We start from the raw sequence: 13,349 nt of genomic DNA on the forward strand, positions 1-13,349 counted from the left end.
TCTCTAAATATTAAGCTTACTTCTTTCGCGGTCAAAGCCATTAGGATACCGCTTTTGTAATTTTTCAATGTTAGCATATGCCACATCTTCCATCCCAATATCCGCCCATTTAGCAATTTGCGAAACATACCATAAGACATCGCCTAGTTCTTTTGTAAGCTTCTCTTTATTTAAATCATGACCATGAAACGCATATTTTTTAATGATTTCCGTCACTTCACCAGCCTCACCAGCAATACCTAAACCATAATTCGTGAGCGCTTGTTCATGATGAGCCGCCGTTCTGCTCGCTTTTTCCTGATACTCATTAAAATTCATTCCGTATTCCCCCTGTAACATATTCCTCCTTACTATAACAAAAAAATAATTCGATTTGCAGTCTTGACTAATTCCCTGAAATGCGAACCTATGCTCCCCCAATCTCTTTCTTTAAAAACTTTTTCCTTTTTCCTCTTAAAATTTGGTTCGCTTTTCGTTATAATGAATGTACGAGATTTTTTGAAAGGAGCTTATTCGTGAAAATTACAGCGCTTATTTTACTTATCCTTGGAATTATCGGTGTTGCCGTTTCATTTAGTATTTCAGGCTTAATTGGTTTTTTCGTGTTTCTTATTTGCCTTTTGTTTATTATCACAAGTATTTTACTTTTTATCAAAGCCAAAAAACGTCGTTCAAGAAGTTACTCGTTCCGTTAACATATAAAGCCGCGTAATCTCCTGATTTCAGAAGTGTTACGCGGCTTTTTTATGGCCTATTTCGATTTATTTCTAGTTTTCTTCTAATGACTTCTGCCCCGTCCTCCCCCAAACTTTCAATAAGTTGAAGGGAGTAAATCATCACATCTGCTAATTCTTCTAAAATTTCCTCACGGTTTATAGCGATAGCTTCCTCTGAGGACTTCCACTGAAAACATTCTAAAAGTTCAGCCGCTTCAATGGAAATTGATAAAGCTAAGTCTTTTTTATAGCTATACTGGTCCGTCCAATTCTTTTCTTCTAGAAAAGCTGTAATTTCATTCTGCAAGTCTTTCATAGTTTCTCCTTCCAAAAAACCTTCCTCGAAAGGAAGGTTTAGATATTGATTAAGCCTCTTTGACAAGCGCTTCTTCAATTTTATTTGGTGGGATGAAGCCGTTTAAACGTGTGACTTCTTCACCGCTACGATATAAAACAAGTGTAGGCGTTTGGCGAATATCTTGATCAAAAAAGAAGTTTTCGCCCATTTCTTCTAATTTTACTTTTAATACTTTTACTTTTTCAGCATGATCAGAGTTTTTAAATTCCTGGAAGGAAAGGTCTAGCATTTTGCAATTTGGACAGTTATCTTTCCAAAAGTCTACATATACTAATTCATTACTAGCCATATGTTTTTGAAATTCTTCTAATGATTTAATCTCAATACTCGTCAAAGTGTTTCACTCCTTTTATCCAAAACTTGCTGGACATAATTTTTAATCGCTTGTCTATCTTTTTCCGTATGAGGCATTTGTTCAATTTTTAAACTTGGATAGGTCGTTTCGAAGAATTTTTGCATTCTATCAACCGCCCCGCAAAAATTTTCCACACCCCACTGCGTTTCACCAGTTCCAAAGAGCGCTACATGGTTAGGTTTTCCTAACTCATAAATGAAGTCTTTCATATCTGGTGGTGTTCTCCCGTAATCGACTGTCCATGCCCCTAAAATGTACAAGTCGTAGCGTTCGTCAAGTGGGTAGCTCATATCTTCTGCCACTCGAAAGGCGGTAACATCATGTCCCTGCGTTCTAAGTTCAGCCGCGATTTCATCTGCTACCATCTTCGTATTTCCACTTAACGAGTCATACGCTAGGAGAATTCTCATAAATCGTCAAATCCGTTATCAATATTTGTCTTTTTATAACTTGAATTGCGCATTTCGAAAAAGTCGGTTTTCGTTTCTGTAAAGTTATCAGCATATGCTTTAATCCATGTCATTGTATTGTCGCTATACCCTGGGTAAAGTTCTTCCATGCCTAACATACCAAGCATTTTATTCGCCCGGTATTTAACATAGTCAACCATTTCCTCTACATCGATTCCTTCAATTCCTTGAAGCACTTCTTTCGACCATTCAGATTCAAGGTCGACTGCATGCTTGAAGGCATTGTTCGTATACTCAATCAGTTCATCTGTCAAAAGCTCTGGATTTTCCCCTAAAATAGCTCGAATTACTTCTGAAATAAATTTAGAATGAGCGAGCTCGTCGCGATTAATGAAGCTAATGATTTTACCAGTGCCCGTCATTTTATTTTGGCGAACAAGATTATAGAAATACGCAAAGCCACTATAGAAATTAATCCCTTCTAAAATAGAAGACTGGATGAGTGCTTTCACAATTGTTTCGCCTGATTTATTTTGCATAAAGTCATGGTAAGCATCCATGATTGGTTCATTACGTTTAATAATTGTCGGATGCGTCCGCGCTAGTTCAAATACACGATTTTGCTCCTGCAAATTAGTAATCGAAGCAAGCACATACGAATAGCTTTCGTTATGAATAACTTCTTGTTGTGCGATAATAGCAGCATTCGCATGAACAGCAGGGTCCGTTACATATTCAGCAATGTTATAAATAAAACGGGTTTGCGGTGAATCAAGTGTCGCGAGCAAGCCAATAATCGCATCAAATGCGTAGCGTTCTTCATCAGATAACTCTGGATACTGTTTCGCATCCCCTTTCATATCTACTTCATCTGGAATCCAGTAATTTGTTGAAAGCTCTTTATACGCCCTATAAAAAGACGGATACGGAATATCATTCCAGTTTAAAATGCCGCTCGTTTCCCCATTGATGATTGCCGTTGAACGGTTTGGATTTAACGGTTCTAATATTTTAATTCTTGTTAATTCTTTGTTTTGTTCGCTCATCCTAAAGCTCCTCCCAAATATGTGATAGAATCAGTCAGACTAGCGATTAAAGCAAACGCCAGTCTGATTCATAGGTTATTTTTATCAGCTTGAGCACCATTCACACTCGTCAACATCAATATCATTTGAGCGCACATAGTAAGTTGTTTTTAATCCTTCTTTCCAAGCATTTAAATGTAGTTCTAGCAATTTGCTTGCTTTAATACCACTTGGCACATAGAAGTTAAAGCTTAAAGATTGATCCACATGACGCTGTCTACGCCCGTTTTGACGCACACTTGCAAACTGATCCACTTTATACGCCCCTTTTTCATAGTAAGGGTAAGTATTTAAGCTTAAATCAGGTGCGATTACTGGTCTTCTATAATCTTTCTTCTCTTCGTAATAAAATGCGCTATAAATTGGGTCGATAGAAGCTGTCGAACCTGCGATTTGAGCAGTACTCATGTTCGGGGCTACCGCGACAAGATAGGCATTACGAATACCATTTTTAGCCACATCTTCAGCAAGTTCACGCCAAGCGTCACTTGTATACTTACGGCGCGCAAAATATTCACCCGTGTTCCAGTCGCTACCTTTGAAAATTTTATACGCCCCTTTTTCTTTGGCAATTTCAGCACTTGCTTTTATTGTTAAAAAGTTGATTTTTTCATATAACTCGTCCGCAAATTCTTCGGCTTCTGTAGAATCCCACGCAATATTTTTTTGCGCAAGTAAGTGATGCCATCCAAATGTACCAAGACCAATGGAACGATACTTACGATTTGTAATCGTCGCTTGGGGTACCGGAAGTTCATTTAAGTCAATAACATTATCAAGCATGCGAACTTCAATTGCAATTAAGCGTTCCAGCACTTCATCGCCCGCCGTAACCGCACGACCAAGATTCACTGATGACAAATTACATACAACAAAGTCTCCCGCCTGTTTCGTAATCACAATTTGATCCCCAGAAATGATTTCCTGAATCATTCTTGTCGGACTCATGTTTTGCATGATTTCCGTACACAAATTACTTGAATAAATCATACCTTCATGTTTATTTGGATTCATACGGTTTACTTCGTCACGGTAAAACATAAATGGATTTCCTGTTTCAAGTTGGCTTACCATGATGCGTTTCATAATATCAATTGCTTTCACGATTTTTTTACTAATCGTTTCATCGGCAACCAGCTCTTCATATTTTTCTCTAAAAGAGCCACTTCCTTTTTCTTCATCGTAAAAGTCTTGCAAATACCAGCCTTTTTTCGCTTTTACTTCATGCGGGTCAAATAAATACCAGTCGCCTCGGCGTTCCACTGTTTCCATAAACAAATCTGGAATACATACAGCTGTAAACACATCATGTGCACGTAAACGTTGGTCTCCGTTGTTTAAACGTAAATCTAAAAACATTTCAATATCTTTATGGAAAACATCTAAATAAACTGCGATAGCGCCTTTACGCTGACCTAATTGGTCAACACTCACAGCTGTATTATTTAGTTGTTTAATCCACGGAATCACACCACCACTTGCACCTTTCACACCGCGAATCGCAGCGCCTGTTGAACGCACATAACCAATATAGGCACCAACACCACCGCCGTGTTTTGAAACACGTGCAACATCTGTATTGCTATCATAAATACCTTGTAAGCTATCATCAATTGTATCAATGAAACAACTTGACAATTGACCACCCGTTTTTCCAGCATTTGCAAGAGTTGGTGTTGCCACTGTCATGTATAAATTACTAAGCGCCCAGTATGCCTCATTCACAAGCTCCATCCGTTTTGCTTTTGGCTCCTCTTGCATTAAATAAAGCGCGATTGTTAGCCAGCGTTCTTGTGGCAGCTCATAAACGTTTCGTGCCTGATCTGTTGCTAGGTAGCGTGTTGCAAGTAAATAAAGACCGTTGTATGTAAACAATTTATCCTTCTCTGGGTCAATCATTTTACCTGCTTCAATTAATTCTTCCTTCGAGTAATTCTTTAAAATATTTCCAGAATAAATGCCTCTTTCGCCTAAACTTTCTTGTAACCCGACGTAAGAACCATATTTATCATCATCATTATAAAAGCGATTTTTACTAGCTTTTTTATAAAGCTTATTTAAGTATAAACGCGCTGCAAAATGTTCCCATTCTGGCAAATGAATATCTGTACGCGCCTCTGCCTCACGAATTAAATAATCCACCAATTCATCTGCAGCATACGCTTCTTTTTTTTCAATAAAATTAAAAATTTTACGCTTATACTCTTCGATGTCCAGTTTCGGAAATTCCGTATGAATTTTGTCTAAATATCTGTTTAAACGCTCTTTGTCAAACGGTAATTTACGATTTCCACCATCTTTAATAATATACGTCGTCATTTGCACTCCCCATTTCCTAAACAATAATACATAAAACTCCAATACTATTCGATTGCATGCAATTTATGTTATCACATAAAAATGAACTTTTTGAAGGCTTTTATATCGCTCTAAAAAAAGTTACATTCGATGATGCAATTTATTTTTATGACACTATATATAGTATAACTTTTTCATTGTGAATTCAAGATATAGTACTTGGAGTTTTAATCAAAAAACGCATTCAACTATTCTATTACCAGCATTTAGAGCCAAAAAAAATTTTTTTCTTGCTTTTCCCCTTGTGAAACATCATGCAAACTACAACACATTACATACAACTTATAGTGAAATTTTACGCTTTTAAAACAAGATTTAGTAATTTGAAATTGTCAAATGATTTATGAATTATTTAATTTCACAAACTAAAAAAAAGCATCCACATGTGGATGCTCCAGCTTGAAGAAAAACTTAAAGTTTACGTAACATAAAATCAGGCTGCTTACGTTTATACTTTCTTAAAAATGTGTTTTCTATAGGCATATATAAAAATCAAGCTTGCCACAATGAATTCCGAAATTGGAATAGCTACGAAAACACCTGTTGCGCCTAAAAGTGGCGGTAAAATGATGAGAAAAATGACCATTAAAATGAGCTCGCGAGCAACAGTAATGAACGTTGCCATCCCAATTCTGTCAGTAGTTTGAAAATAGGTCATCATGACAAAATTAAAGCCCATAAATAAATAACCGGAGAAAAAGACGCGAACGCCCAGAACAGCAAGGTCATGGATTTCTTGGTCAAAGTTTCCAAACAAATTCACGATATTGTCAGCGAAAAGGAGACCGGCGGCAAAAAACAACAACCCAGTGCCGAAAGCAACAGAAATTGATAGGCGAATAGTTGCCGTTTCTCGTTCTGCCATTTTGGCTCCGCGGTAGTAGCTTATAAGCGGTTGAATCGCTGAACCCATACCTAAAAATAGCATTAAAATCACGCTATGGGTGTAGTTGAGTACAGAAAAGGCCGCGACTCCTGCTGTACCCGCAACAGCAGCAATAGCGATGTTATAGCCCATTGTAAACGCAGACATGCCTAATTCTGAAAGGAAACTAGGCAGGCCGATTGAAAGTGTTCGTTTTATTGACTGACCTGTGACGCGACTTCTGGCTAGTTTTAAATGGCTAGATTTTTTGAAAAAATGTGTGCATAAAATCAGTACACCGATAGCAATTGCGGACATTGTTGCAAGTGCAGAGCCTCTTACGCCGAAGTTAAAGACGAATAAGAAGAGGTAATTTAAAATGATGTTGATGACAGCTGTTGCAATTAGGGCCACCATCGCTAAATTAGGATCACCGTCATTACGTACAAATATACTTAGAATATTTTCAAGTGTTAACACGAATCCAAATAGGAGTAATACGTTCATATAGTCCATCACATACGGCAATGTTTCATCATTTGCGCCAAGTAAATAGGCAAGTGGGATACGGAAAATGAAAGCAATGATTGCCAGCAAAATTGTAATACTAATCACTAAAATGATGGAGCGCGTAAAAATCTGCTGTGCTTTCTTAATTTTCTTCTCCCCTAAAGCGAACGAATATTGCGTGGCACCACCAATACCAATCCAAAGTGAGATCGCTGTAAAAATAGAAAAAACTGGCACGGCAATATTAATTCCGGCAAGTGCCACACCACCTAATCTGTGCCCGACAAAAATGCCGTCCATCACAATATTAACTGACATAAGTAACATCCCTGTTAAAGACGGGATTAAATATCTTAGAAAAACTTTTAAAACTGAATCTTGCTCCATGCGAGCATCCATTGATTTCATCCAAACACCTCTTTTTTACCTAACGTTTATTAGCTATTCTATTAAACCATATTTTCAACAGAAAAAGCAAGTCATTTTTAACTGACAAAATTGTAAGGTTAATCGGGCATTTTGTTAGTTTAGCCGAGGGATTCACTGACAATTTTACGGTAAACTTAAAATAATTCATCACGTCAGGAAAGGACGAGTTCAATGAAAAATAAAAAAGCACTTATTCTACTTTTATCTGGTTTATTAATGGTAACAGTACTCGTTTTTGAATATATGTTGCCAAACGAAAAAACAGCTTCACCTTATTTTGTACAAATGAATTCTGAAGGTAAGCTAGTCAAAAAAGACCAATTCAAAGGATATTCTTACACTGAAAAAGTTTATGATAGTAAAGGGCACGCCAAAACCATTTCTTTTTTAAGCGAGAAAAAACTTCCAAAAAACGGACAATATAAAATTGTTGTCGCTGGTAATAAACTTGTTATGAACTACAAAAAAATCAATGCCCTACCAAAAAATATCCAATACTTAGCGGAAAAATAAAAACAAGAAGCAACGTCACGATTCAGACAGTTGATTCCTGTTTTTTTTATGTGTTAAAAACAAACTTGGAACGCCAATAAAAATGAGCGCAACAAGAGATACTAAAAAGCCCACATGATAACCGTTTAGACTTGCCGAAATGGACGGATTCGCTCCTTGCATAAACGCCCCGACCATTGCCGCAATAATTGCCGTTCCAAAACTTGCACCAAGATTTTCTGTAATCGTCACTCCAATGCTCGCCTCAGGAATTTGCTCGTCTTTTAGCCCCGTGTAGGCATCACTCATGAGCGGCAAATTGATACCACCAACGCTAAGACCACGAATGAAAAGAATGATTGACAGCCAAAAAATACTCGTATGTTCGGTCACAAAAAGGAAAGGGAGCGTCCCTAAAATGGCTAACGCTAAACTGATAAATACAACGGATTTTGCGCCAACTTGGTCAATCATTTTTCCAATAAAGGGTCTTGCAATTAGCATCCCAACACCTTGCGGGACAAGCGCGAGTGCGGCTTCTATCGCTGTAAAACCACGCAAATTTTGGAAAAAGAGCGGTAAAATAAACATTGGCCCCATAATCGCAATATTGGCAAGAAACAACCCGGTGTTTGAAGCTGCAAAACTCTTATATTTGAATAAAATGAGCGGGACGACCGTTCTGTTCTTTTTATGCTGATTGTTTATCACATACGCCAAAGCTGAAATACAGCCAATTGTAAGCCAAATCAATGTTTCCTTGTTGTGAAATGTTTGATAGCTCGCCGCTTTTGTAATGCCATAAATAAAGGCGGCGCTAAATAGCGACAGGCTTAAAATGCCGAAAACATCTAATTTACTCGCCTTATTAAATGGCTGAAAATCAGGTAATGCACGACTCATGAGCGGCACCGCTATAGAGACCACAAAGACATTTAGAAAGAACAACCAATGCCAGCTTGCAAATTGAATAATTACACCACCAATGACCGGACCTAAAATTGGTCCTAGAATGAGCGGTGTGCTAACAATCGCCATAATCCTTCCTAAATTCTGTGGCCCCGCCGTTTTAACTAACAGTGTGGTCATAAGAGGTGTGATAATCCCCGCAGCAGCGCCTTGTAGCAAACGGAAGAAGATGAAGCTTGTGATGCTCCAACTAATGCCTGCTAAAATAGAAGTTATGCCAAACGCGATAACAGCCCCAATAAATACTTTCTTGCCATTCAATTGATTCATAAGCCATCCTGAAATCGGCACAGCAATTGCAAGCGCTAATATATATCCAGTAATGGCCCACTGGACAACATCAATGGTCGTATGAAACTCCTGATTTAATTGATCTACCGCAATATTAATCATCGTTGAATCTAACATTGGTGCAATGGCAGCTAAAGCGATTGCCCATGCGGCAGTTAAGGTTTCTTTAGGTATTCGTTCTTTCATTCTTGGTCTCCTTTTTTATTTTGTTTCCCAGTCAACAAAACATTATACCTTTTTTGTTTCCTTGTCAACAAAAAAGAAATCCTACTAAAAGAATTTCTCTAACGCCGTTTTTGACCTTCTTTTTCTATTTCATTATCCAAATGAGCGCGATAAGTCTTAATAAACTGGAGCATCGCATCATATTGCGCTTCTGTCACTTGGTCAAAAACAACTTTATCTCGCTTTTGAAAAGACTTATGCAAACGGTCGTGAATATTATAAATTTTTTCCCCTTCAGGAGTTAATAAAAAATAAACTTCTTTTTTATTCGCATCATTTTGATAGCAGTCAATATAACCTTTTTTTAGCAACTTTTTTGTAAGCTTACTAACAGCACCACGTGTCATGTAAAGTGCCTCTGCCATTTTTGTTACATTAGGATCCACATTTTGACCAATAAATTCGATGCAATGCACCTCAGAAGGCTTATAGCCATCAAGCTCTTCCTCCATTTTTTCTTTATTTAACCAGGCCATTTTATTGAACACATCCCGGAATTCTAATAAAATCTCTTCTTGCTTATCCATCGTCGCCCTCCGTTCATTAGTTTTAGTATAGCTCGATTTTGTTTCCCGTGCAACAAAATCATTTCTCATAAGAAGCGCGCAAAATTTTTGCTGCTTTTTCAGCAGACTCCTTCGTAATTTGCGCAAAACTAAGTCGCACTTTATTTTCTTTAACGCCAAATAAATAACCAGGCATCACGAGTAATTTTTCCTTCAGAAGCGCGTCAAAATCAGCTTTTTGCACAGACTCAGTCGGCAATGTCGCCCATAAATGAAAGCCTCCCACTGGGTTTTCAAAGTGAATTTCAGGCGCATATTTGTTTAAAGCAGCGGTTAAGATGTTTGCACGTTCCAGCAAAATCTCATGTAAGTTTTGAATGTGCAAGAGGTAGCTTGGCTCTGCTAAAACTTGATTGGCTAGAACTTGCGGGAAAATACTTAGGCCAAAATCCATTTCTTGTCTTGCCGATGCTAAACGTTGAACAACAGCCGCAGGACCAACGAGAAAGCCGATACGAGTTGTAGAGCCGAGTACTTTTGAAAGGGAGCCAATGTAGAGAACATTTTCATCATCCAATTTTTTAAGCGGCGTAATAGCCATATCACTTCCATATGTGAGCGCACCAAACGGGTCATCTTCAACGATTGGAATGCGAAGTTCCGCACAGATTTTCACAAATTCACGTCGCCGTTTTTCTGACATCACCCGTCCCGTTGGATTTTGAAAAGTCGGATTCACAAACACCATTTTAATTCGGTGCTTTTGATACAATCGTTCTAACTCCTCCGTCTTAACACCCTCCCCGTCCATCGGTAAAGCAAAAATACGCAAACCCGCCGACTGGAATAGCGATAACGAATAAAAATAGGACGGGGCTTCAATCGCAATCGCATCAAACGGTGATAACAGGCATTGTGTAATTAAAAATAAAGCCTGTTGTGCGCCAGATGTGATCAAAATTTGCTCCCGTTTTGCACTGAGCATTTGTTCTCGCTGCAATTCTATTTGAATGGTCTTTCGAAGCGGTAAATAACCTAAAGCATCATTTTGATCCTCCTCACGCAAAAAAGTTTGCCAAGACATTTCTGGCATTGATTGACGCGGTGCAAGATCGAGCGGCAACTCCCCTGTAGCTAAATCAATTACGTCTTCTTCGGTCGCAACCTCCGCCATTTTCCGAATATAGGGAATTTCATGATGAAACGCGCCTTTTTGAACATAGTGACGCCAATTTGTTTGGAAAGCCGCGACACCCCATTTTTCCTCATTGACATGCGTTCCGCTTCCTTGAACAGAGACGAGCACACCACTTGCCTTTAATTCATCGAACGCACGCGCAACTGTTGACCGATTGACGCCTAATTCAGACGCAAGCTTTCGTTCAGGGGGAAGTTTCTCACCTGGTAGAAGCTCCCCAGAAGAAATTTTTGCTTCAACTAATTGTGCGAGCTGTAAATAAAACGGTTTTGTCGCTTCTTTATTTAGTTGCCACATCCAATCACTCCTTTTAGAATTGGCTGGGTAAAAAAACAACCAATTGGCTGTTTTTATTTTATACAAATTAGCTTAACATAAGAGGCATACGAGTACAAGGAGGCGTTTTTATGGACAAAGTTGTTGGAACTGAAGTAGTTAAGCGTGGTATGGCACAAATGCAAAAAGGTGGCGTCATCATGGACGTTGTAAACGCAGAACAAGCTAAAATTGCGGAAGAAGCTGGAGCAGTAGCTGTTATGGCCCTTGAACGTGTCCCATCTGATATTCGCGCAGCTGGTGGCGTGGCACGGATGGCCGATCCGCGTATTGTCGAGGAAGTTATGAATGCTGTTTCCATTCCTGTCATGGCTAAAGCCCGCATCGGTCATATCACCGAAGCACGCATTTTAGAAGCGATGGGCGTCGATTATATCGATGAAAGCGAAGTGCTCACCCCTGCTGATGAAGAATATCATTTGTTAAAAAGCGAGTTTACCGTGCCATTTGTTTGCGGTTGTCGCGATTTAGGTGAAGCTCTTAGAAGAATTGGTGAAGGTGCAGCGATGCTCCGAACAAAAGGCGAGCCTGGAACCGGAAACATCGTTGAAGCTGTTCGGCACATGCGTAAAGTGAACAGTCAAATTAGCCAAATTAAAGGCATGGACCAAGCTGAACTCATGACAGCGGCGAAAAATTTAGGCGCACCATATGACCTTTTAAAAGAAATTAAAACCCTCGGAAAATTACCCGTCGTCAATTTTGCGGCTGGTGGCGTGGCAACACCTGCTGATGCGGCACTCATGATGACGCTCGGCGCTGATGGCGTTTTTGTTGGCTCCGGAATTTTCAAATCAGATAACCCTGCTAAATTCGCAAATGCCATTGTTCAAGCAACAACCTACTACACAGACTACGAATTAATTGGCAAACTTTCAAAAGAACTCGGAACGGCTATGAAAGGCATTGAAATTTCCAAACTTGAGCCAGCAGATCGCATGCAAGACCGGAGCTTTTAAATATGAAGACAATTGGAGTTTTAGCGCTACAAGGTGCCGTTTCAGAGCATTTAACTATGATTGAAAAAACCGGACATAAAGCGGTACCGATTAAGCACAAAGAGGAACTAGCCTCACTTGACGGTTTGATTTTACCCGGGGGAGAAAGTACCACGATGCGACGTCTCATTGAAAAGTATCATTTTAGCGAGCCTCTTTCTGATTTTGCAAGGAGCGGGCGTGGTATTTTCGGTACATGTGCTGGACTTGTCCTTGCTGCAAGTGCGATTTCAAGTGGCGACACAGGCTACAAATTGGCAGATTATACAGCTGTTCGTAACGGTTTTGGCCGACAAAAAATGAGCTTCGAAGCCGACTTAAAAATTGCTGACCTTGGCGAAACACCATTTCGCGCCATTTTCATTCGCGCCCCTTACATCGAAAAAGTGGGCAAAGGCGTCAAAGTTTTGGCGCGCACTGATGATAAAATTGTCGCCGCACACGAAAAAAATGTTTTAGTCACCGCATTTCATCCCGAGCTAACAAATGATACCCGCTTCATGCAGTATTTCATTTCAAATTGCTTATAAAAAATTTCCGCGCACTAAAAATGCGCGGAGATTTTTTATATCATCATAACAACAACAATACTAACGGTATCATACATACAGTGGGCTATCCAGCTTGAAATAATCGATGGTTTCTTCTCCGCTTTCAAAAAAATATAACTCAAAATAACCCTCGGAATAACTAACGTTGACAACACTTGCCCAACATGCCAGAAATAAGTACTTAAATGCAACAACGCAAAAATAACGCCACACACGAAAACCGCAACCCAAGTACTTGTTTTTTGAGAAAGCTTATTTCTACAAAGCGAAAAAATCGCTACCATAATCGCTATACTTAAGACTTCCTCACCAAAAAGTTGAATGAAAATGCCCACCCAGTTTAAAAGACGAAGACTAGTCTCCACAACCGGATTCGCACTAATATTCGTTTCCCCTACAAGAGATATATAAATAACCGAAACAACAAATACTAATACATTCGCAAGTAACGTTAAAAGTATCATTTTGATTGTCCCTTTAGGCGTTAGTTTTGAAAAAAGTGCTTGAAAGCTAGCTTTTTCTAGCCAAAGCCACACTATAATTGGCAATCCTGTAAAAATGATTTGTTTCATTAAAAGAGGCAGTGTATGCAAACTAACAAGTTGAAGAAAGCCAATTGCGACCGCAAACAACACAATAAAATAATTTCTTTTTGATTGAAATATTAATCTTTCCAACACCATTCCTACTTTCCAAG

At 38.9% G+C, this 13,349-nt stretch carries 15 protein-coding genes; 4 read left to right on the forward strand and 11 right to left on the reverse strand.

Translation table 11 applies throughout. The features are described 5' to 3' along the window. Positions 1 to 3: 3 nt before the first annotated feature. Entirely contained in the window at positions 4 to 318 is a 315-nt protein-coding gene (locus R8923_RS05180) for a nucleoside triphosphate pyrophosphohydrolase family protein (protein WP_485871700.1), read from the reverse strand. 197 nt (positions 319 to 515) lie between these two features. On the opposite strand from R8923_RS05180, the gene R8923_RS05185 reads away from it, so the two are divergent. Next, the gene (locus R8923_RS05185) at positions 516 to 695 is read left to right on the forward strand and encodes a hypothetical protein (protein WP_485871701.1); all 180 of its coding nucleotides are present in this window, start codon (positions 516 to 518) and stop codon (positions 693 to 695) included. A 49-nt stretch (positions 696 to 744) separates the two neighbouring features. Here the strand turns inward: R8923_RS05185 and R8923_RS05190 are convergent, their stop codons facing one another. The 6 genes from R8923_RS05190 to R8923_RS05215 form a co-directional block, all read right to left on the reverse strand. Beyond that, positions 745 to 1,032 carry a nucleotide pyrophosphohydrolase gene (locus R8923_RS05190; RefSeq protein WP_485871702.1) on the reverse strand — a complete coding sequence of 96 codons (288 nt, stop codon included), beginning with the start codon at positions 1,030 to 1,032 and terminating at the stop codon, positions 745 to 747. Between the two features lie 49 nt (positions 1,033 to 1,081). Continuing rightward, complete coding sequence (locus R8923_RS05195; protein WP_485871703.1) at positions 1,082 to 1,408, reverse strand: thioredoxin family protein; 327 nt, start codon at positions 1,406 to 1,408, stop codon at positions 1,082 to 1,084. After that, positions 1,405 to 1,839: a flavodoxin gene (locus R8923_RS05200; RefSeq protein ID WP_485871704.1), complete on the reverse strand. Its 435-nt coding sequence runs from the start codon at positions 1,837 to 1,839 to the stop codon at positions 1,405 to 1,407. Before R8923_RS05200 ends, R8923_RS05195 begins: the two co-directional genes overlap by 4 nt. Beyond that, positions 1,836 to 2,885, reverse strand: a complete 1,050-nt coding sequence (locus tag R8923_RS05205) for a ribonucleotide-diphosphate reductase subunit beta (RefSeq protein WP_485871705.1) — start codon at positions 2,883 to 2,885, stop codon at positions 1,836 to 1,838. The genes R8923_RS05200 and R8923_RS05205 overlap by 4 nt, the downstream gene beginning before the upstream one ends. Positions 2,886 to 2,969: 84 nt before the next feature. Continuing rightward, a complete protein-coding gene (locus R8923_RS05210) occupies positions 2,970 to 5,243 on the reverse strand; it encodes a ribonucleoside-diphosphate reductase subunit alpha (protein ID WP_485871706.1) in 2,274 nt (757 codons plus the stop codon). A 487-nt stretch (positions 5,244 to 5,730) separates the two neighbouring features. Continuing rightward, positions 5,731 to 7,065, reverse strand: a complete 1,335-nt coding sequence (locus R8923_RS05215) for an MATE family efflux transporter (RefSeq protein ID WP_485871707.1) — start codon at positions 7,063 to 7,065, stop codon at positions 5,731 to 5,733. Between the two features lie 192 nt (positions 7,066 to 7,257). Here R8923_RS05215 and R8923_RS05220 point away from each other — a divergent pair, with 192 nt between their 5' ends. After that, positions 7,258 to 7,599 (forward strand): YxeA family protein, encoded by a 342-nt coding sequence (locus R8923_RS05220; protein WP_485871708.1) that lies wholly within the window; start codon positions 7,258 to 7,260, stop codon positions 7,597 to 7,599. A 15-nt stretch (positions 7,600 to 7,614) separates the two neighbouring features. On the opposite strand, the gene R8923_RS05225 is transcribed toward R8923_RS05220, so the two are convergent. From R8923_RS05225 to pdxR, 3 genes are all read right to left on the reverse strand, one after another. Then, entirely contained in the window at positions 7,615 to 9,024 is a 1,410-nt protein-coding gene (locus R8923_RS05225) for an MDR family MFS transporter (protein ID WP_485871709.1), read from the reverse strand. 98 nt (positions 9,025 to 9,122) lie between these two features. After that, positions 9,123 to 9,590: a MarR family transcriptional regulator gene (locus R8923_RS05230; protein ID WP_485871710.1), complete on the reverse strand. Its 468-nt coding sequence runs from the start codon at positions 9,588 to 9,590 to the stop codon at positions 9,123 to 9,125. A gap of 58 nt (positions 9,591 to 9,648) precedes the next feature. Continuing rightward, complete coding sequence (gene pdxR / locus R8923_RS05235; protein ID WP_485871711.1) at positions 9,649 to 11,064, reverse strand: MocR-like pyridoxine biosynthesis transcription factor PdxR; 1,416 nt, start codon at positions 11,062 to 11,064, stop codon at positions 9,649 to 9,651. Positions 11,065 to 11,174: 110 nt separating this feature from the next. Here pdxR and pdxS point away from each other — a divergent pair, with 110 nt between their 5' ends. Next, positions 11,175 to 12,062 carry a pyridoxal 5'-phosphate synthase lyase subunit PdxS gene (pdxS, locus tag R8923_RS05240; protein WP_485871712.1) on the forward strand — a complete coding sequence of 296 codons (888 nt, stop codon included), beginning with the start codon at positions 11,175 to 11,177 and terminating at the stop codon, positions 12,060 to 12,062. A gap of 2 nt (positions 12,063 to 12,064) precedes the next feature. Then, entirely contained in the window at positions 12,065 to 12,631 is a 567-nt protein-coding gene (pdxT, locus tag R8923_RS05245; RefSeq protein WP_485871713.1) for a pyridoxal 5'-phosphate synthase glutaminase subunit PdxT, read from the forward strand. 35 nt (positions 12,632 to 12,666) lie between these two features. On the opposite strand, the gene R8923_RS05250 is transcribed toward pdxT, so the two are convergent. Then, positions 12,667 to 13,329: a CPBP family glutamic-type intramembrane protease gene (locus R8923_RS05250; RefSeq protein ID WP_485871714.1), complete on the reverse strand. Its 663-nt coding sequence runs from the start codon at positions 13,327 to 13,329 to the stop codon at positions 12,667 to 12,669. Between the last annotated feature and the right edge of the window lie 20 nt (positions 13,330 to 13,349).

The organism is Listeria tempestatis, from assembly GCF_963575625.1.
Classification (GTDB): Bacteria; Bacillota; Bacilli; order Lactobacillales; family Listeriaceae; genus Listeria; species Listeria tempestatis.

Bases quoted from the DNA above. Each gene is read 5' to 3' on its own strand.
- pdxS (WP_485871712.1), top strand. From the start codon at position 11,175: ATGGACAAAGTTGTTGGAACTGAAGTAGTTAAGCGTGGTATGGCACAA.
- R8923_RS05220 (WP_485871708.1), top strand. From the start codon at position 7,258: ATGAAAAATAAAAAAGCACTTATTCTACTTTTATCTGGTTTATTAATG.
- R8923_RS05210 (WP_485871706.1), bottom strand. From the start codon at position 5,243: ATGACGACGTATATTATTAAAGATGGTGGAAATCGTAAATTACCGTTT.
- R8923_RS05225 (WP_485871709.1), bottom strand. From the start codon at position 9,024: ATGAAAGAACGAATACCTAAAGAAACCTTAACTGCCGCATGGGCAATC.
- R8923_RS05215 (WP_485871707.1), bottom strand. From the start codon at position 7,065: ATGAAATCAATGGATGCTCGCATGGAGCAAGATTCAGTTTTAAAAGTT.
- R8923_RS05190 (WP_485871702.1), bottom strand. From the start codon at position 1,032: ATGAAAGACTTGCAGAATGAAATTACAGCTTTTCTAGAAGAAAAGAAT.
- R8923_RS05180 (WP_485871700.1), bottom strand. From the start codon at position 318: ATGAATTTTAATGAGTATCAGGAAAAAGCGAGCAGAACGGCGGCTCAT.
- R8923_RS05200 (WP_485871704.1), bottom strand. From the start codon at position 1,839: ATGAGAATTCTCCTAGCGTATGACTCGTTAAGTGGAAATACGAAGATG.
- R8923_RS05205 (WP_485871705.1), bottom strand. From the start codon at position 2,885: ATGAGCGAACAAAACAAAGAATTAACAAGAATTAAAATATTAGAACCG.
- pdxT (WP_485871713.1), top strand. From the start codon at position 12,065: ATGAAGACAATTGGAGTTTTAGCGCTACAAGGTGCCGTTTCAGAGCAT.
- R8923_RS05230 (WP_485871710.1), bottom strand. From the start codon at position 9,590: ATGGATAAGCAAGAAGAGATTTTATTAGAATTCCGGGATGTGTTCAAT.
- pdxR (WP_485871711.1), bottom strand. From the start codon at position 11,064: ATGTGGCAACTAAATAAAGAAGCGACAAAACCGTTTTATTTACAGCTC.